Below are 18,800 nucleotides of genomic sequence, written 5' to 3' on the forward strand. Positions count from 1 at the left end.
AGACCAGACCCATCCTCATTCCCTACTCCCCATTCCCCATTCCCTACTCTCCACTGTTGATTAACATGCTCAAGCAACCGAAACGGACTTTACTCATAACGGCTGGTGCAGGTGTATTGGCATTGGCATTGGGAGGTGCGACTGCGGCTGCGCTTTACCCAACTTGGATTAGTCGGCTGCCGATTGTAGGTCAGTGGATTCAACCCAATGAACCTTCGAATGAGTTTAGCCAAGCTTCAGAATCGTCAGAATCGTCCGTGGTGTTGTCGTTGGTGTCACTCTCCCCAGCAGAACGGGCGGCTCAGTTAGAGGCGATCGCCACTCAGGCTTCATCAACGGATCAGTATCGAGCACGTTATCTGTTGGCGATGGATCTAATCAATCAAAACCGAGGTGGTGCGGCTCTGCCTCTGCTGGAGGGGTTAGAGCAGGACTACCCGGTGTTAGCTCCGGCAGTGCTGGCAAAACGAGCGCAGGCGTACACGGCAAGTGCTCAACCCGAACAAGCCACTGCGACGTGGCAAGCCTTGTTGCAGCAGTTTCCAGATAGCCCCTTTGCTGCTGAGGCGTTGTATGCCCTTGGTCAAACCGATGCTCAGGCGTTGGAGCAACTTCTGACTCAATTTCCGGCACATGGTCGAGCGATCGCTCTGGCGCAGGAGCGACTGGCTCAAAACCCCAATCAACCCCAATTGCTGCTGTTGTTAGCTCGATACGGGTTGCATTTAAACGATGGAGAAGCTGCCCTCGATCGCCTGGTGAATGAGTATGCATCCACCCTGCCCCCCCAGGATTGGGAAGCGATCGCCTTTGGTTACTGGGAACTTCAGCGATATAGCAGTGCCAGTGATGCCTATGCCAAAGCCCCAGCTACCCCTTTGGGGCTGTATCGCGTCGGTCGGGGAGCCTGGTTGGGTGATCGAACTCAGGATGCGATCGCCGCCTATAGGGTTTTGATCCAACAGTTTCCTGATGCACCAGAGACAGGGTTAGGGTTGCTGCGTTTGTCTCGTCTGGTGGAACCGCAGGAGGCACTGAGTTACACCGACCAGATCATTAGCCGTTTTCCCGATCGCGCTCCCGAAGCATTATTGGAGCGGGCAAAGGCATTGGATGCTCTGGGCAGTGCCGAGTCCGCCAGTCAAGCTCGACAATCCCTGTTAACCCAGTACAGTTCCTCAGATGCGGCAGCAGAACTGCGCTGGACGCTGGCAGAGCAACGCATGGAAGCCGGAGATCTGCGGGGAGCCTGGGAGTTAGCCCGACAACTGGTGAAGGATAACCCTGACAGTGAATATGCCCCAGAAGCCGCTTTCTGGTTGGGTAAGTGGGCACACCAATCCGGGCAACCCGAAGCTCAGGCAGCGTTTGAATATGTCCTGACCCACTACCCCGACTCTTACTATGCGTGGCGATCGGCAGTCTATTTGGGCTGGGACAATGTGGGAGACTTCACCAGCGTCCGTGCCAAAGTGCCCGAAGTCATTACTCCCACCCAACGCCCAACCCTACCCGCTGGCTCTGAGTTGTTGCAGGAACTCTATCGCCTGGGACAGAATCAGGACACCTGGTCGGTGTGGCAGGTGGAGTTTCAAAACCGCATGACCCCCACCGTAGCAGAACAGTTTACAGATGGGGTATTGCGCCTGGGGGTAGGCGACCATCTGGAAGGCATCTTTATGGTGTCCAGTCTCGCCAATCGGGAAACACCAGAGGAGCGATCGCAATACAAAGCGTTGAAGCAGCAACCTTTTTACTGGCAAGCGTTGTATCCCTTCCTTTATTCGCAACCGATTCAGAACTGGTCAAAAGAGCGACAACTCAACCCGTTGTTAGTGACAGCGTTGATTCGACAAGAGTCGCGCTTTGAACCGAATATCCGTTCTGTAGTAGGGGCGATCGGGCTAATGCAAGTGATGCCCGATACGGGCGTGTGGATCTCGGAAACCACCGAATTTCCTAACTACAACCTGGATAACCCGGATGACAACATCCGCTTTGGCACCTGGTTCCTCGACTACACCCATGAGGAATACAGCGATAACTCTCTGTTTGCAGTCGCCAGCTACAATGCGGGGCCGGGGAATGTCGCCGATTGGATTGCCCGTTTTGGTTTCAGTGACCCCGATATTTTCGTAGAACAGATTCCCTTTCCCGAAACGAAGGGATATGTGGAGTCGGTGTTTGGTAACTATTGGAACTACCTGCGGCTCTACAACCCAGAGGTTTCACAACAATTGGCTCGCTATTCACCCAATCACGTTGAAATGGTGGGACAGATGCCGTAAGGAAAGAGAGAAGAGAGAAAAAAGAAGAGAAAAGAAGGATAAAGGATAAAGGATAAAGGATGAAACAAGAATCAAATTTGTAGGGTGCAGTTAGCGTCAGCGTAACGCACCTCAACGTTGACCCCCTTTTTATCCTTCATCCTTAATCGTTTATCCTTTCCATTTGTCCTTGCTTCGTTTGCAGCACCGACAACAGGGGAGCCGCTTGCAAAAGGGTTTGCGTGTAGGGATGTTGGGGTTGGGTGAAGATAGTTTCCGTGTCTCCCAGTTCCACAATTTGACCCGCTTTCATGACGGCAATGCGATCGCACAGGAACCTTGCGACCCAGAGATCGTGGGTGATAAAGAGGTAGGTCAGGTCAAATTCTCGCTTCAGATCCAGCATCAGGTTCAACACCTGAGCCTGAACGCTGGCATCGAGCATACTGACGGGTTCATCGCAGATCAGCAGTTTGGGACGGGTAATCAGCGCACGGGCGATTGCCACACGTTGTTGTTGCCCGCCAGACAAGTCACTCGGATAGCGGTGGTAATAGTCGTCAACGGGGGTTAAGCCAACTCGCTCTAACATAGCTTCGACTTGCTTTTTAGCGGCGATCGCGTCGGCTAAATGATGGATCAGCAAAGGGTCAGCGATGCTCTGCCCAACGGTCATTGCTGGGTTGAGGCAGGCGTGGGGGTCTTGAAACACCATTTGCATCTGCCGTCGCTGTTCCCGCAGTGCAGAAGGCGAGAGGCGAGTCAGGTTGTTCCCTAAAAACTCGACCTGTCCAGCCGTGGGGCGAATCAGATGCAGAATCGTGCGAGAGAGGGTGCTTTTGCCACAGCCCGACTCCCCGACCAAGCCCAAAATCTCACCTTGATAGAGGTCAAGGCTGACTCCATCTACCGCTTTGATGACGCTATTGGCTTGCTTGGTGATCAAACGAGCCACGAAATTTTGCTCCAGGGTGTAATGCTTTTGCAAATTCTCCAGGCGCAGTAAGGGAGTTTGGGGAACAGTCCCGTTGCTACCAGATGGAGGGGATGGAGGGGTTTGGGATGAACTGGAGTCAGCGTGAATGTGGAGGGCAGCTTCGAGGAGCGATCGCGTGTAGGGGTGCTGAGGCTGAGACAGAACGGTTTGGGTCTTGCCCTCCTCGACCAGATTACCGTCGTACATCACCGCAATGCGATCGCAATACTCCCCCACGAGAGCTAAGTCGTGAGAGATCAGCAACAATGCCATGTTGCGCTCTTTGCACAGACGGGTTAACTCTCGCAAAATTTGCGCGGAAACCGTCACATCCAGACTGGTGGTTGGCTCATCTGCCACGATCAACCGGGGATTTAGCAACAGAGCTAGAGCGATCGCCACCCGTTGCCGCATTCCGCCGCTAAACTCATGGGGATATTGTGACCAGCGACTGGCAGGAATTTTGACCGCTTCTAACGTGGCGATCGCCCGTTCTTTAGCCGCTTGGCGTGACAAGTTGGGTTCATGTGCCAGCAGGGTCTCAACGCAATGCTCTCCAATGGTCATCAACGGGTCGAGACGAGTCATCGGGTCTTGAAACACCAACGCTACGGCTTCACCCCGAAACTGGCGCAACTCGGTTGGGTTAAAATCCAACACCGATCGCCCGTCAAACAACACTCGTCCTTCAATCTGCGTGGAACGAGGCAACAACCGCATTGCCGCCCGTCCGAGCGTGGACTTGCCACAACCCGACTCCCCGACCAACCCCAACCGCTCACCGGGGTTCAGCGTTAGGGAAACATTGTTGACAGCCCAACGGGTCGGGGGCGCAGGCAACGAGTTTGGGTCAGAAGATTCAGCCAGAGCAGAGGAACCGCTGCGTTGAGGGTAAGCGACTCGCAACTGGTCAATACAAAATAGGGCACTGGTCATTGCCACTGAGTTCCATCGCAAAGGAGCAAACGAGGTAGAAGAGCAAAGTAGACATCATATAGCAGGTTATATTCCACTACTCAATCTCCACCTTGCCCTCATCAACATGCTCTCAGAAATCGGGAACGTCTAGCTCGTTATATCAAGCACCTCTGTCTTAAATTGTGTAGTTCATTACTTTTAGCGATCGCAACGGTCTATTTTGTCACTTAAGGCACGGTTAAGGATGCAACAACTAAGTGCCCCTGCAACTGATAATCTTATGGAGTATCGTGAAGGGATTGGTCTCTTTTGACTCAAATTTCCCTAATTTCCACCATTTGCAGGCTTATAGCTGTCCATGTTTGGTCTAATTGGTCATCTCACAAGTTTAGAACACGCTCAATCCGTTGCTAGAGAGTTAGGTTATCCAGAATATGCTGACCAGGGGTTAGACTTCTGGTGTAGTGCTCCACCTCAAATCGTAGACACGATCAAAGTAACCAGTGCGACTGGTCAACAAATTGAAGGGCGATACGTCGAGTCCTGCTTTTTACCAGAAATGCTAGCCACCCGACGCATCAAAGCCGCTACCCGCAAAATTATCAACGCCATGGCTCATGCTCAGAAGCATGGCATCGACATTACCGCTCTGGGCGGGTTCTCCTCCATCATCTTCGAGAATTTCAATCTGGAGCAGATCCAACAGGTTCGCAATATCAAGCTAGAGTTTGAACGGTTTACAACAGGCAATACCCACACCGCTTACATCATTTGCCGTCAGGTCGAGCAGGTCGCGCCGAAGCTGGGCATTGATCTCGCTAAAGCAACCGTTGCGGTCTGTGGGGCGACAGGCGATATCGGCAGTGCGGTGTGCCGTTGGCTGGATGCCCGTACGGATGTAGCTGAATTGCTGTTGATCGCGCGCAACCAGGAACGACTGCAAGCGTTGCAGGGCGAACTCGGTCGGGGCAAAATTATGAGCCTTGAAGAAGCGTTACCTCAAGCCGATATTGTGGTTTGGGTTGCCAGTATGCCCAAAGGGGTTGAGATTGACCCAACCACTTTGAAGCAACCCTGTCTCATGATTGATGGAGGGTATCCCAAAAACTTGGCAACAATGATCAAACATCCAGGAGTGCATGTGCTGAATGGGGGTATCGTGGAACACTCCCTCGACATCGACTGGAAAATCATGAAGATTGTCAATATGGATGTCCCCGCTCGTCAACTGTTTGCTTGCTTTGCGGAGTCTATGTTGTTGGAGTTTGAGAAGCTCTACACCAACTTCTCCTGGGGACGCAACCAGATCACACTCGACAAGATGGATTTGATTGGACAGGCTTCCATCAAACATGGATTCCAACCGCTGTTAACGGTCGCCTAATTGGCAGGATGAAGCATTTGCAGTGAAAAGCTCTGGCAGAAGGCAAAGGGTGTTCATGCAAATGCTTCACGCCTACTCTGTTTTATTGACGGTTTCTAAGATTGGTAGAGCAGGTGGGTTAGACAGATTGAGCGGTTTGATTCGCAACGGATTCGCCATCTGTAACATTACTTCTGAAAGATTGAACTCTCGTTGCAACGTCTCTTGAATGTGAAATAAGAGGCGATCGCGCTCTTGTCCATCGGTGCTCTCAACCGTTAACTGAGCCATCAGCAACTCTTGTCCAGGGGCGATCGCCCATGCTCGTAAGGTGTTCACTTCCTTCACCCCTTCCATTTGCTCAATGTGCGTTTGGATTTGAGCTAAATCGAGATGGCTCGGCGTTTTTTCTAACAAAATATCCAAACTTTGGCGAATTAGCGGAATTGCACCAACGACCACGAACACCGCTACGAGCAAGCTAATCGCGCCATCTGCCCAATTCCATTGCCATGCCCAGATAGCGATCGCCGCGAGCAGCACCCCCACCGAGCTAATCGCATCGGCAACCATATGCAGAAATGCGCCGCGCAAGTTCAGATCGTGGTGACTGTGATCGTGCAGTAGAAAAGCATTCAGGCTATTAATACCCAGACCCACCGCCGCCGTAATTAGCATCGGCATTCCCAGAATCTCAACTTCCGGGGCTTGCAGTCGGGTCATAGCCTCCCAACCAATCCACAGGGCGATCGCCACTAACCCAATACCATTTGCCAGGGCAGCTAGAATCTCGACCCGTCGATAACCAAACGGTGCCCGATCTGAGACAGGCAAGCGAGCTAGCCAGGTTGCGACCAGAGCTAACCCCAGTGCCAAACAATCAGACACCATGTGGCCTGCTTCGGCCACCAGTGCCAGACTGTGGCTTGTGAAACCGACAATCAGTTCGGCGATCGCAAATCCGCCAATCAACAGCAAGGCAGTCAGCAGAAGCCGAGCCTTACTGGGATCAGAGGCGTTCACAGCATGGGTATGGTTACAACCCGGATGACAATCAGCGGAATGATAATGCATTACGGCACCAGAAGGCACGAGCAATAAATCGTCAAACACCAGATTAACCCTAAAGGAAGGGAGTAGGGGAGGAAGGAGGAAAGGATAAACGATAAAGGATGAAGGATCAAAGGGAAGAGGTGCGATTTATCGCGTCTGTGAGAGGGAGGGAGTGGGAGAGGGGGAGTAGGGGAGTAATTTAACGTCATCTCGGGTTAAGCATTGGCGAATCAATTCGCGGCTATCAGAACCAAATCCGCCTTCGCAGACTCAGAAAAATCAAGGGTTTGCTGAACCGACGCAGGTCGGTTTTGTTCCTGTAGCTGCGGTTTCAACCGCCAAGATCCTTATCCCGAACTCAGACCAATTTGAATTGTGAAGGCGACGAATGCTTGTACGGGTTTGGCAGTGCCAAACCCCTCCCCAACGCTGATTTGCCCATAAAACTGTTTAAATCGGTATCAGGTTAATTTAATACCCCATTACTCCATCACCCTTACTCTGCCTGGAGTGCTTTAAAACTCTCCTTGGGAATCAAGGTATGAATACCCTTGACGATATCGACGACCTGAGACACTTCAAAGTCGATCGCCGCACTTGCATAGAGCAATGCATCGGGTTTCGTTAGCCCATACTTCTCGTTGACAATTCGCAGGTATTCGCGCACCGATTTCTTCATTGCCTCATCCAGGTCGCGATCGAGCCCGATGGCAATCCAGGCATCCTCGATTTCGCCCATCGGAGTGTCGAGCGTCATGTCTTTATGAAGGACTAACTCAAAGGTTGGGGTTAACGAACACTCGATCGCAGTTAGAGCCACTTCGCCATTACCCTGGGCACAATGCGGATCACCCGCGTAAAAGAGCGCACCGGGCACTTGAACAGGCAAATATAAGCTGCTGCCAACACCCAGATCTTTGATATCGACATTGCCACCATAATTTCCAGGAGGAACTGAGTTAACCGCCTCTTCAACATTGGCAGGCACAATGCCCATCAGCCCCATAAAGGGTTTTAGCGGAATCTCTAAGTCGGGCAAGCCGTTACTCGGTTTAAAGATCCCGACATCCCGGCTGCGTTCAATGGGAATCACTTTGGTGTAGATCGGCGCGTTGTTTTCGGGATACTCCCCTGGCAGGGAGCCGCGACCGTGGCGGTTAGAAATGACACCATAGGGCGATCGATAATTCAATGCCAGCGTTTTAATTTCGAGTACGTCACCGGGTTCTGCGCCCTCCACATAGATTGGACCTGTGATCACGTGTGGACCCGGACCCGACTTAGGCACTTCTGCTTTGACTCGTATCTGATCAGGCAAAATATCTTCACGTTTGATACCACCCGCTGTCAGAAATTCAGTGGTATCGCCCTGATCAGGCAAGATGCCCTCATGAGACACCGTATTCATAATCAGGCGATCGCCCGATTGCACTCTTAGAATCGGTGGACTGTCTGGCTTAAACAATTCCCCCCAAATCACGTTTCCGGGCACCGACAGCACACGATACGTACGACCACTGGCATGTGCCGGAGAGAACCAGAATGACCAACCTATCAACACCAGGGACGTGGCGATCGCCCCTGTTAGCACCAGCCATATCTTGCGCTTTCGAGACTTGGGTTGAAGCGATCGCCCCCAGACTTGGAGTGTGCTCTGAAGGGATGTAATGAGTGTTAGCAAAACGCGCCCTAATTTATTCTGCTCAAAGTATTTCAACGGTTACCAGCCTCCTGCAACGCCACTGAATCAATGCTGGACATTAGTGAACTGTCTTTCCTGGAGGCTATTTGTAGTGCGAATTACATCTGTATGGCTCGGTACACCGTTTAAGAGCAGATCTCTATCTTTAGACATAGAAACTTTGCCCTCTGATTGCTTGGGTACTGGCGACTGATTCTAAAAATTCCTGCTTTGGGCTAGTACCAATGTGTCGGGTTGAATCTACAACGACCAACTCCAACTGGGTGAAGCCACTGAGCCAGCAATTCGTCACAATAGTCAGGGTAATCAACCCTGAGTGAACGATGTACTCAGGCAGTTAAGGCATGACACTTGATTTTTGGGCAAGAACCAGTGGCACCTGGATTAATGTAGCTACCATTATCTTAGGAACCCTGGTGGGAGTCGGATTGGGCGGACGTTTACCGCTACGGATGCAGCAAATCATCACTCAGGCACTCGGCTTGATCACCCTGTTTGTAGGCTTGAGTCTGGCTAACAGCTTGAACGAAGGACGGGCAGGGGTGGTCGATGGGGTGATCTTAGGATTGCTGGTGCTCGTCGTAGGGGGATTGCTTGGAGAGTGGTGCCAACTCGAAAAAGCTCTAGAGGCGATCGGGGATTGGCTCAAAACCCGCTTTAAAGGAAAAGGCAAATTTACTGAGGGATTTGTCGCTGCCAGTTTACTATTTTGTGTGGGACCGCTCGCCCTGATCGGCAGCCTCAACAACGGACTGGTGGGAGATAGCCGTTTGCTGGTTCTCAAAGCCTCAATGGATGGACTCGCGGCGATCGCTCTGACGAGTGGCTATGGGATGGGGGTCGGCTTTTCGGCTCTTAGTATCCTGCTTTATCAAGGTGGAATCTCCCTGGCAGCAGGTCTACTGGCTCAAGCCCTGCCAGATCCGGCAACCTCCCCTTTAGTAATGTTGGTCACGGGCGTAGGCGGGTTGATGATTGTGGGGTTATCGTTAAATCTTTTGGAAATTGCAAAGGTTAGAGTTGCCTCATTTTTACCCGCTCTCCTGTTAGCTCCAATCGTTCATAGCCTTATAGAGTGGCTGACTTAGTTGATCGCTTGCTAGAGAGGCGGTTTACTAAGATTACAAATGAATAAAAATAGATGAATCTATGCTGTAGCGATAGATTCTTTCCAACGGTGAAGTAGGAGTACTGTGATGACCATGTCTTCTGACGCATCCCCAATGCGGATTCTGATTGTAGAAGATGACCCAATGATGCAACTGGGTCTAGAGCAGTCTCTCTCCAGTCAACCTGGAATGACGGTTGTAGGACGGGCTGATGATGGCTATCTGGCGGTTGAGGCGGCTCTCAAGCTCAAACCAGATGTCATTGTGATGGATATTGGTTTGCCGCGCCTGGACGGCATTGCAGCCACCCAACAGATCAAAACCGCTTTGCCAGAGGTGCGCGTGGTGATGTTGACCTCTCACACCACTGAGAATGAAGTGATTGGAGCCTTGTCGAGTGGTGCCGATGCGTATTGTGTCAAGGGCACTAGTGTCGATCGCCTGCTGACTGCGATCGCGGCCGCCCAAGAAGGAGCCAGTTATCTAGACCCACAGGTTGCCCGTCGAGTCATGGATCACCTCAAATCACCCGCACCTAATGAAGAATCAGTAACGGTTGGGCAACTTTCACAACGCGAATTAGAGGTGCTTAAATTGATGGTTGAGGGACATAGCAATCCGGAAATTGCAGCTGCACTTTACCTCAGCCCTAACACAGTAAAAACCCATGTTCGCGGCATTATGAATAAACTTGCAGTAGACGATCGCGTTCAGGCAGCAGTCGTCGCTTTAAGAGCAGGGTTAGTCTAAGAAAGAACAGGTTGACTACTGCAATTTACATTTCTCTACCTCCCTCTTTTGGTAGAGGTTGATTGCATGGATTCATCATGTTTTTCATACTTTCACTCAGGTATGTTTAAAGATTCATAAGAAGTTTATAGATCTATATCCATAAGTTCAGCGAAAATCCTTCTGAAACCTGACCCAGAAACCAGATTAAGTGACTAGAATGATTATTATTCTGTGGACACCAATCCCACTTTTCGCTAAGGATAATTTCGCTCTCTTTTGTTAAGATGTGTTGATTTCAGAACAATTGGTAGCAGATCAAAACTCAATCAATAGCAGTCCATCTAATCTGCTTACTGCTATCAACATCAAAACAACTAAAACTCCCAGTTAAGAGCTTAATTCAAGCTCAATTCAAACAAGTTGTATTTCCCTGCCCCCTGATTGTGTTTCCCTTCCGTAACGCAGATGTTGCCCCCGATTGTGTGCGTTACAAGGTAAAAAATTCGCCCCCAATATTATCAGGCCTACGTTTGCGAGGCGATTATCTGCCCAATTTAGACCAACGTATTGGTTGGACATATCCTTATGAAGACGCTTGACGCTATGACAACGTTTGAAGATATCTACCAATTCTTTCGGAACCCACCTCCGTTCTATCTCAACAAAGAATTGGCAGTCTGTTATGTACTTGATGTCCTGCTCCGTAAAGATTCCTACGGCACAGAGCTAATTCAGTTGTTAGAGAACGAGTACCCAACCTATCGTCTCTCCGATACGGTTTTGTACAGTGCTCTCAAATTTCTGGAGGATGCTGCTGCAATTACAGGTTATTGGAAAAAAGTCGAAGGTAGAGGGCGTCCTAGACGGATGTATCAAGTTACCCCTGAGTGGCAGCAGAAAGCTCAAGAGCTTGCCCGCCTATGGCATGGTTACGCATCGCGTCAGACTCCAACCCCGCAACACTAATTCAGTGTTCATGCGATGAATGCCATCTACTGTGATACGGCAATGCTCGTAAAGTGGGCAGCCTTCATCTTGCTACTTTAGTAGTAGGATGAACGTTGCCCACTTCCGCTAAGCACATCTCAATTCCACTATCTCCAGAAGCTCGATAGGGTTTTTGGAGAATGTTGTTTAGATGTTAATGCTTCATCTGAGCTTGACCTGCACTCCTTATCTGCCAATTGTCCTTGGTTATATGGTTACTCCTGTCCTTTCCTCAACTGCTCTACTCACAGTGCTGCTGGCGATCGGGTTGATGTTTTTTATTCGGGCATCAACCAAAGACCGCATTCAAGTCAGCAAACTCGTCAGTGATCAGCCGGAAACGTCATTGCTAGAGCAGTTAGAACGTTATTTCAAAGAAAGAGCCTACCGAATTGCAGCAGTTGATGCAGCGCAAAATCAGATCACATTTGAAGGTCTGGTGCGCCCCAGTGTGTTTCTGGCGATTTTTTTAACCGTGTTAGCGGCGATCGGTATCCTTTGTTTGTCCCTGGTGCTGTCGTTTTTAGTGCCCGGTGGTGGCAATTGGTTTCTCCTGTTGGTGCTGCTTGCTCCAGCCGCAGGGGTGTTTTATTGGAAAAAGTCGGCTCGTCCAGAGCAAGTTCGTCTGCAAGTTGAAACCATTCAAAATCTATCTCCGACTGGAGCGATGCAAAGTGCGTCTCAACGGCTGATCACTGTCATTGGTCATCGCGATGAACTCGCAGAGCTTGAGCAGTCTCTAAAGTTACAACCATTGGATGAGTGACCGCTTGACTCATCCTCCCCAAAAGATGCGAATTCAAAATGGCTTACCTATGTGACTTGGGAAGTGGACATTTACTCCACGTAGACTGTCAGGGTACAGACACACTGATCACCCTTAGCCGCAATAGCATTGGGCAGCAACAGAGCCAAAGTAGCCACATTGTTACAGGCCCTTGGACAGCCCCTCCTACCCTGTTTCAAACTCCGGTGGGCTTCGTGCTGCGAGTGGAATCATCTCAAGGACAAACCTTTATTGCCTTACAAGGAACACAGTTGCAGGTATTGGCTAAACCACCTGTATTAACATCCGCTGAAATTTTGCCCCTACAACGAACTGAGGGGGCTCCCGCCAACCCGATGCCGCCCATGCAACCCATGCAACCCATGCAGCCTATGCAACCGTTACGAATGGGTGATATGGAAATGCAGATGAACCCGATGCAAATGCGGATGGGCAATATGGAATTGAAAATGGGGGAACCGTCTCAACCGGCAACGGGAAAACGCTTTTGTCCTCAGTGCGGCAGTGCGTTGAAAGTGGGCGATCGCTTTTGTTCCTCCTGCGGTCAAGCACTAGGAGAGTAGGGAGTCGAGAATAGAGCATGAGGAGTAGGGAAGTACTCTATCACCCTATCCCCCTTTCACTCCTTTACTGCTACACTTTTGTCCCTATTTTGCAAATCCAGAGCATGTTTCAGGCTCAACACGTCGTGGTGCCAGGTGGGTAGAACCAGGGTCATGATGATCTCTTCGATGCTGTTGACCAGACCCAGCCCGATCGCCAACCACAACCAGACTCCTTGACCAAACCCAAATAGGGCGATCGCTGCGACAAATAACCCCAGTCCCCAGGCTTTGGCGGTGTAGGTGTGATAGCTAGGGGCTTTGCCATACTTCACAACACAAAAGGCATACAGGGTGACTTGTGCCACCAGCAAGGCGATCAGGGGTAGACGAAAGGCGATGACGACCTCCGGATAAACCAACCAGGCACTCGCCGCTACACAGGTGTAAAGGCAGACATCTGCCCAACCGTCAGCCTGACGCAGTTGAGCCGTGCTCACCTTTAATCGTCGGGCAATGATGCCATCAAAAATGTCAGACAATACGGCAATCACATATCCAGCAATAAACCAGCCCGTAACCTGACGATCGCTCGCATCCCAGAGAAGCAGAGGGGCGATCGCAAACCGCAGCATAACTAACCCAGCGGGAATAAAACGAGTCATTTAGCGAAAATCTGAAGAGCTGTATACAATCATTTACAATCATTAAAGTTAGCTTTAGCGGAGCCTGCCCATGTTCAGCGACTTCCTGACCTTTGTCATCCATGTCGATGCCACAACCCTGGCGGGAATCGCCCTCTGGTCACTGGCTCTCTATCTTGGCTTTTTTCCCGTTAGTGAGTGGGTGATGGAGCAACTCAACCGCTGGTTCAACTTTGCAGAACGGTTTCTCTACACCTCATCCGAAGAATTTGAGCGCACCCGAAAAGCGAGGGAATCCCTAAATGCCTTCTATGCCTCATTGCTAAGCATCGTACCGTTTCTTTTTGTAGGTTGGCTGTTTTATTACGGCATTGAAGTTAGCTTAGGGCGCAGTTGGTCAATTAGCCTGGGCATTGTTATGAGCATCGGGGCAGGTGTTTATGAACTGGGTCGTCGGGATGGCCAGGCATCAGAGTAGGATAAGAGGTACACATCGTGTTTTGGCAGGCAAAGAAACAGCCAAAATGTGACTTTAGAACGACTGATTTGATTCACAGGAGACTCCCATGTTTGGCTTAGGTTGGCCCGAAGTAAGCATCATCGTAATTGTGGCGTTGATTATTTTCGGACCTAAAAAAATCCCGGAACTGGGCAGTGCGCTTGGCAAAACCCTGCGAGGCTTTAAAGAAGAAATGAGCAACCCCACAGAAGATGCCGATGAACAGGACATCGATCGTCAAGGCTGATTCAGGAATTTTGGTAGGGGCGCAAGGTGTTTTGCCCTCACAAAATTTTTCTTTAAGAAACTATATTGACAATTGAATTAGGACATTGGATGCGAGAGACGCGATTAATCGCGTCTTTCCTGTTGAATACCCTACTCCAACTGAGATGGCTGTGAGTATAAAACCCAAAAGTCTTCCGGTCATTGGCTAAACATTGAAGGTTAGGCTGCGACACCAGAAGGGCGATCGTTACAGTCTAAAGTCCAACGTTCGTAGTCAAAAATCGGAAGACTTATGTTTTGTTGAAATATTTTTGGAAAAGGATTAAAGCAAGCCAGTATTGGTGCCGGGTTTACCCGTTGCCAATTCAACTTTGATAATCTTGCCACCCATTTTCATGATGCGTTGCTGTTCCCGAAACCAGTTGTCATATGGAACAAGCTTCGTGAAATAGGTGTTTTGCAATTCCCGCTGAGTCCGAATTCGGGTTTGGCTGGGAACGCAAGCCGTAACCTTGAAAAATCTCATGGGTTTACTGCTCCTAACTAGACTAGAAAATACTTGAATCTAAAGAACCACAAGAGAATTTCTGATTAATAGATTCGACTGATGGTTCAAAGCCTGGGAGTCGAGAATCAATCTTAGACAATCAAAACTAGATAATCTAGCTGCTGATTTCCTAAAACTCATTCCCAACTACCCAGACCTTAAAAAGAGTTTTGAGTGATTTGTTTTGAAAGTTGAGTTGACACCCAGGATTCAAAACTTACCACCTAAAGCTCAAACTAGCTCAAACCGGAGCTGATGTAGTCTAGATAGACACCCATTTCCTTACCAGCGTCTGCACCAACCAAACTAGCCGTCACTTCTTTGATAGCTTGAATCGCTTGTACAGTTGCAGCAACGGGTACACCCAAAGAGTTGTAGGTTTCTTTCAAACCGTTGAGCACGCGCTCATCCAGGATGGAAGGATCGCCAGCCAACATGGCATAGGTGGCATAACGGAGGTAGTAGTCGAGGTCGCGGATGCAAGCTGCATAGCGACGAGTGGTGTACATGTTGCCACCGGGACGAGTGATGTCGGAGTACAACAGGGACTTAGCAACCGCTTCTTTAACGATCGCGGAAGCATTTGCACTGATGGTGGTCGCTGCACGAACGCGCAGTTCACCAGTTTGGAAGTAAGCTTTGAGCTTTTCCAAAGAAGCCGTATCCAGGTATTTACCCTGAACGTCAGAAGAGTTGATAACAGCAGTAATTGCGTCTTGCATGATGGTTTGTTTCCTTAAGTCAAGTCATTATGCGTGGTTATGAAAGGCATGGAGGAAATTTGAGTATGAAGGGTTGAGCACTCTCAACTGGCTTCGATACGCGATTCTCTTGCCTTACTGCATAGCACCGATGACGTAGTCGAAGTAGGAGCCTGCTTCGGAAGCGTCTTCAGAAGACATCAAAGAGGTAGCTACGCTCTTCATGGCGCGAATCCCTTCTGCAACAGCAGGGATGGGAGTGCCCAAAGAGTTGTACATTTCACGCACGCCGACAATTCCGATCTCTTCGATAGGAGTAACGTCGCCAGCAACCACTCCATAAGTGATGAGACGCAGGTAGTAGTCCAAGTCACGCAAGCAAGTTGCGGTCATTTCTTCGCCGTATGCGTTTCCACCAGGAGAAACAACGTCAGGACGCTTCTGGAACAGTTGGTCACCTGCTTGCTTGACGATCCGCTCACGAGAATCAGTCAAAACTTGAGCAATCCGCAGGCGGCGTTCGCCAGAGGTGACAAAGCTCTTAATCCGATCCAACTCACCGGGGCTGAGGTAACGTGCCTCAGCGTCGGCATTCACGATTGATTTCGTGACAATACTCATTGATGGATTCCTCCGAAAAGAAAATGTAACCAGATGTGTTTAAACTGGCGTTCGTCGTTGCTGAACGACTAAACCTCTAACTTCAGCGGACTGATTAGGCAAAATGCTGATGCCAGTTAGAGAGCCATCTTAATTAATCTACCTTGAGTGGTTCCTCTTCGCGATCGCGTTATTGGAAACACACAAGTCTTAAGGCTCAGCTACCTTCCGCAAATATTCTGCGGCATTGCGTTCACATTCTGAGTTGCCTTTTAATACTTCTTAATGATTGCCCTCAGAATTTATCTATTCCTTGCACCCTATTCCCCACTCTCCACTCTCTAATTCCCTACTCTCACTCCCTATTTCCCACTCTCCCGATTTTTTTCTTCTGTCATCAACTGTCTACAAATCGCAAAGATCGTAGCGTTGGTTACACAGCGTTTTGGAAAGTGCCTCGTATGCTGCTGTTAATTGAGTCACAACAAATCCGTCACCAACCTTGACGGGATCGAGGCACCTATCCAGGTGCCTTTTCCGTCACTAGTCCCTTTTCTACCAAATGCGGGAGGGCGATCGCCCTGGATCTTCTCAACCCGCTAAGCACATTCTGCTGTAGATTTGGTAGTCTAGCTTAATGGGTCTTGGTGAAAGGTAGAGACGTGGATATTCAAATTGGCAGGGGCAAAACCGCCCGCAGGGCATACGGTATCGATGAAATTGCGCTTGTCCCTGGACAGCGAACATTAGACCCAAAACTCGCTGATACGAGTTGGCGAATTGGTGGGATCGAGCGTGAAATTCCGATCATCGCCAGTGCGATGGATGGCGTAGTGGATGTGGGAATGGCGATCGCGCTCTCTCAACTAGGGGCACTGGGTGTGCTGAATCTGGAAGGCATCCAAACTCGCTATGATGACCCCAACCCCATCCTTGATCGCATTGCGTCGGTTGATAAATCAGAGTTTGTGCCATTAATGCAACAACTCTATGCAGAACCGATCAAACCAGAGTTAATCGAAAAACGCATCCACGAAATTAAGGAAAAAGGCGGCATTGCGGCGGTTAGTGCGACTCCACTGGGAGCATCGCTCTATGGGTCAGCCGTGGCAAAAGCCGGAGCAGATTTGTTCTTCATTCAGGCAACGGTCGTTTCCACCGCACATTTGTCGCCAGAATCAGTCACTCCGCTGGATCTGGCTGAGTTTTGTCAAAACATGCCCATGCCTGTGGTGCTGGGCAACTGCGTCACCTACGAAGTCACACTCAACCTGATGAAGGCAGGTGCAGCAGCTGTGCTGGTGGGCATTGGACCCGGGGCTGCCTGCACTTCCCGTGGAGTATTGGGTGTTGGCATACCGCAAGCCACAGCCGTAGCAGACTGTGCTGCTGCACGAGACGACTATTACCGCGAGACGGGTAACTACGTTCCAGTGATTGCAGATGGAGGCTTGATTACAGGTGGCGACATCTGTAAGTGCATTGCCTGCGGTGCAGATGGTGTGATGATTGGTTCTCCCTTTGCCCGCGCTGCTGAGGCTCCTGGACGTGGCTACCACTGGGGTATGGCGACTCCAAGCCCAGTGTTGCCTCGTGGCACTCGCATTCGCGTAGGCACCACTGGCACATTGAAACAAATCTTGCGCGGACCTGCTCAACTCGATGACGGCACCCACAACTTGTTGGGAGCCCTGCAAACCAGTATGGGAACACTGGGAGCGAAAAATATCCGCGAAATGCAACAGGTGGAAGTGGTGATTGCACCATCGCTGTTGACCGAAGGTAAGGTTTACCAAAAAGCCCAACAACTGGGCATGGGTAAATAGCGATCGCCCCAGAAACACACTTCATCGTCTAGCAAAAATCAGTCATTAGGCAAAAAAATTAGTATCTTGATCCGGTTGTCAAGTTAAAGACTAATAACTTTTTTGCTCCCAATTGCCGATTTTGCTGGAAAAACCATAACTGTCACTTACAATAGGAGATAGCGGAGACGAATGTTTCCGTTCACTCCTCACACCACACTCCGCCTGGACTATTACGTTCAGGCGGTTCCTATTTTAAAGAGACTTTCTCAGGTGAGTTTTACCTTCACTTATCGGCTCTCATCCCTCGAAATGTATCTATGCACCTTCCCGGCATTTATGTCTGATTGTGTAGAACATATAGCCGAGAGTCTTCATATTCGTTATGGTAAAATTTCTGTAGATAACATAGGCTAAGGGTTTTCAGGCATGTCAGCAGCCGCACAAGTAACAGATTCTACCTTTAAACAAGAGGTACTTGAAAGCGAAGTTCCCGTCCTCGTGGACTTTTGGGCTCCTTGGTGTGGTCCCTGTCGTATGGTTGCGCCTGTGGTTGATGAAATCGCTGAGCAATACAACGGTCAGGTCAAAGTTGTTAAAGTCAACACCGATGAAAATCCTAGTGTTGCCAGCCAGTATGGTATTCGCAGCATCCCAACACTGATGATTTTCAAGGGAGGACAGCGAGTCGATATGGTGGTCGGCGCGGTTCCAAAGACGACCCTTGCAAGCACTCTCGAAAAGCACCTGTAAGTTAGCAACGGGAGCGGTCTCCCACGGGAGAAACTGCTTGTACCGGGCTTTATTGAGTTAGGTGCAGCGTTGTAGAACGTTTGTAAGTTTTGTCTTATAGACAAGTGGTTTTCATTGCCATAATCCTCAAGTGGGGCGATCGCTGGATTAATTGCTGGCTCTCCTGTTTGGGGATTTTTTGCAGCGACTGAATATAGGACACCTTCGTCACGGGGTGGTGTAGCCGTAACCCCATTTGATAGGGTGGAGGCGAGTCAGAACGCTCTCCCAGCATCAGAATTTGAGCATTGCCTCTGTTCTAACGTCAGTTCGGTTTAAGAGCCCAGCGAATGAATTCGCGGCTACTAGAGCGAAGCCCACCGACGCGGACTCCGGAAAATGCAGAATTTGACGAACTGACGCAGGTCGGTTTTGCTCCCATAGCGGCGGTTAAAACCGCCGCAATCCTTATCCCGAATTCACGTTGTCCTAAGCTTGCTGACCAGACCTATATCTGGCGAGTAAATCCTGCAAACCTCTGAAGGTTCTGACCTAAATCACATCCGCCAACAAAATCTCTGTTGAAAAATAGCTAAAATAGAGTGCTG

At 49.9% G+C, this 18,800-nt stretch carries 20 protein-coding genes; 12 read left to right on the plus strand and 8 right to left on the minus strand.

The window, feature by feature from the left end:
- The first annotated feature begins 65 nt into the window (after positions 1-65).
- A complete protein-coding gene (locus H6G89_RS17375) occupies positions 66-2,288 on the plus strand; it encodes a transglycosylase SLT domain-containing protein (protein WP_190508610.1) in 2,223 nt (740 codons plus the stop codon).
- A gap of 142 nt (positions 2,289-2,430) precedes the next feature.
- Here H6G89_RS17375 and H6G89_RS17380 read toward each other — a convergent pair whose 3' ends face one another.
- Positions 2,431-4,179: a dipeptide ABC transporter ATP-binding protein gene (locus tag H6G89_RS17380; protein WP_190508612.1), complete on the minus strand. Its 1,749-nt coding sequence runs from the start codon at positions 4,177-4,179 to the stop codon at positions 2,431-2,433.
- Positions 4,180-4,519: 340 nt separating this feature from the next.
- On the opposite strand from H6G89_RS17380, the gene H6G89_RS17385 reads away from it, so the two are divergent.
- Positions 4,520-5,545: a long-chain acyl-[acyl-carrier-protein] reductase gene (locus H6G89_RS17385; protein WP_190508614.1), complete on the plus strand. Its 1,026-nt coding sequence runs from the start codon at positions 4,520-4,522 to the stop codon at positions 5,543-5,545.
- Between the two features lie 72 nt (positions 5,546-5,617).
- Here H6G89_RS17385 and H6G89_RS17390 read toward each other — a convergent pair whose 3' ends face one another.
- Both H6G89_RS17390 and H6G89_RS17395 read right to left on the minus strand, forming a co-directional pair.
- Positions 5,618-6,598 (minus strand): cation diffusion facilitator family transporter, encoded by a 981-nt coding sequence (locus tag H6G89_RS17390; RefSeq protein WP_190508616.1) that lies wholly within the window; start codon positions 6,596-6,598, stop codon positions 5,618-5,620.
- A 475-nt stretch (positions 6,599-7,073) separates the two neighbouring features.
- Entirely contained in the window at positions 7,074-8,294 is a 1,221-nt protein-coding gene (locus H6G89_RS17395) for an acetamidase/formamidase family protein (RefSeq protein WP_199336780.1), read from the minus strand.
- 329 nt (positions 8,295-8,623) lie between these two features.
- On the opposite strand from H6G89_RS17395, the gene H6G89_RS17400 reads away from it, so the two are divergent.
- The 5 genes from H6G89_RS17400 (at position 8,624) to H6G89_RS17420 (ending at position 12,457) form a co-directional block, all read left to right on the plus strand.
- Entirely contained in the window at positions 8,624-9,367 is a 744-nt protein-coding gene (locus H6G89_RS17400) for a DUF554 domain-containing protein (RefSeq protein ID WP_190508618.1), read from the plus strand.
- A 135-nt stretch (positions 9,368-9,502) separates the two neighbouring features.
- Positions 9,503-10,138, plus strand: coding sequence for a response regulator (locus H6G89_RS17405; RefSeq protein ID WP_190509009.1), 636 nt, complete (start codon positions 9,503-9,505; stop codon positions 10,136-10,138).
- A gap of 567 nt (positions 10,139-10,705) precedes the next feature.
- Positions 10,706-11,086 carry a PadR family transcriptional regulator gene (locus H6G89_RS17410; RefSeq protein ID WP_242059998.1) on the plus strand — a complete coding sequence of 127 codons (381 nt, stop codon included), beginning with the start codon at positions 10,706-10,708 and terminating at the stop codon, positions 11,084-11,086.
- A 232-nt stretch (positions 11,087-11,318) separates the two neighbouring features.
- A complete protein-coding gene (locus tag H6G89_RS17415; protein WP_190508620.1) occupies positions 11,319-11,873 on the plus strand; it encodes a cofactor assembly of complex C subunit B in 555 nt (184 codons plus the stop codon).
- Positions 11,874-11,911: 38 nt separating this feature from the next.
- The gene (locus H6G89_RS17420) at positions 11,912-12,457 is read left to right on the plus strand and encodes a zinc ribbon domain-containing protein (protein WP_190508622.1); all 546 of its coding nucleotides are present in this window, start codon (positions 11,912-11,914) and stop codon (positions 12,455-12,457) included.
- 56 nt (positions 12,458-12,513) lie between these two features.
- Here H6G89_RS17420 and H6G89_RS17425 read toward each other — a convergent pair whose 3' ends face one another.
- A complete protein-coding gene (locus H6G89_RS17425) occupies positions 12,514-13,101 on the minus strand; it encodes a CDP-alcohol phosphatidyltransferase family protein (RefSeq protein ID WP_190508624.1) in 588 nt (195 codons plus the stop codon).
- Positions 13,102-13,171: 70 nt separating this feature from the next.
- On the opposite strand from H6G89_RS17425, the gene H6G89_RS17430 reads away from it, so the two are divergent.
- Together H6G89_RS17430 and tatA are read left to right on the plus strand one after the other, a co-directional pair.
- On the plus strand, positions 13,172-13,558 hold the full coding sequence (locus H6G89_RS17430; protein ID WP_190508626.1) for a hypothetical protein: 387 nt from the start codon (positions 13,172-13,174) through the stop codon (positions 13,556-13,558).
- Between the two features lie 88 nt (positions 13,559-13,646).
- Positions 13,647-13,826, plus strand: a complete 180-nt coding sequence (tatA, locus tag H6G89_RS17435) for a twin-arginine translocase TatA/TatE family subunit (RefSeq protein WP_190508629.1) — start codon at positions 13,647-13,649, stop codon at positions 13,824-13,826.
- 303 nt (positions 13,827-14,129) lie between these two features.
- Here the strand turns inward: tatA and H6G89_RS17440 are convergent, their stop codons facing one another.
- The 3 genes from H6G89_RS17440 to apcA form a co-directional block, all read right to left on the minus strand.
- The gene (locus H6G89_RS17440) at positions 14,130-14,333 is read right to left on the minus strand and encodes a phycobilisome linker polypeptide (RefSeq protein ID WP_190508632.1); all 204 of its coding nucleotides are present in this window, start codon (positions 14,331-14,333) and stop codon (positions 14,130-14,132) included.
- Positions 14,334-14,590: 257 nt separating this feature from the next.
- On the minus strand, positions 14,591-15,076 hold the full coding sequence (gene apcB / locus H6G89_RS17445; RefSeq protein ID WP_190508634.1) for an allophycocyanin subunit beta: 486 nt from the start codon (positions 15,074-15,076) through the stop codon (positions 14,591-14,593).
- A gap of 114 nt (positions 15,077-15,190) precedes the next feature.
- Entirely contained in the window at positions 15,191-15,676 is a 486-nt protein-coding gene (gene apcA, locus H6G89_RS17450) for an allophycocyanin subunit alpha (RefSeq protein ID WP_190508636.1), read from the minus strand.
- Positions 15,677-16,317: 641 nt separating this feature from the next.
- Between apcA and H6G89_RS17455 the strand changes: the two genes are divergently transcribed.
- Positions 16,318-17,481 carry a GuaB3 family IMP dehydrogenase-related protein gene (locus H6G89_RS17455; RefSeq protein WP_190508639.1) on the plus strand — a complete coding sequence of 388 codons (1,164 nt, stop codon included), beginning with the start codon at positions 16,318-16,320 and terminating at the stop codon, positions 17,479-17,481.
- Between the two features lie 408 nt (positions 17,482-17,889).
- Positions 17,890-18,213 (plus strand): thioredoxin, encoded by a 324-nt coding sequence (gene trxA / locus H6G89_RS17460; protein ID WP_190508640.1) that lies wholly within the window; start codon positions 17,890-17,892, stop codon positions 18,211-18,213.
- A gap of 94 nt (positions 18,214-18,307) precedes the next feature.
- Here the strand turns inward: trxA and H6G89_RS17465 are convergent, their stop codons facing one another.
- Positions 18,308-18,487, minus strand: a complete 180-nt coding sequence (locus tag H6G89_RS17465; protein ID WP_190508643.1) for a hypothetical protein — start codon at positions 18,485-18,487, stop codon at positions 18,308-18,310.
- Positions 18,488-18,542: 55 nt separating this feature from the next.
- Here H6G89_RS17465 and H6G89_RS17470 point away from each other — a divergent pair, with 55 nt between their 5' ends.
- The gene (locus H6G89_RS17470; protein WP_190508645.1) at positions 18,543-18,734 is read left to right on the plus strand and encodes a hypothetical protein; all 192 of its coding nucleotides are present in this window, start codon (positions 18,543-18,545) and stop codon (positions 18,732-18,734) included.
- Positions 18,735-18,800 lie beyond the last annotated feature (66 nt).

The sequence above is a fragment of the Oscillatoria sp. FACHB-1407 genome, assembly GCF_014697545.1.
In the GTDB taxonomy this organism is placed as follows: domain Bacteria; phylum Cyanobacteriota; class Cyanobacteriia; order Elainellales; family Elainellaceae; genus FACHB-1407.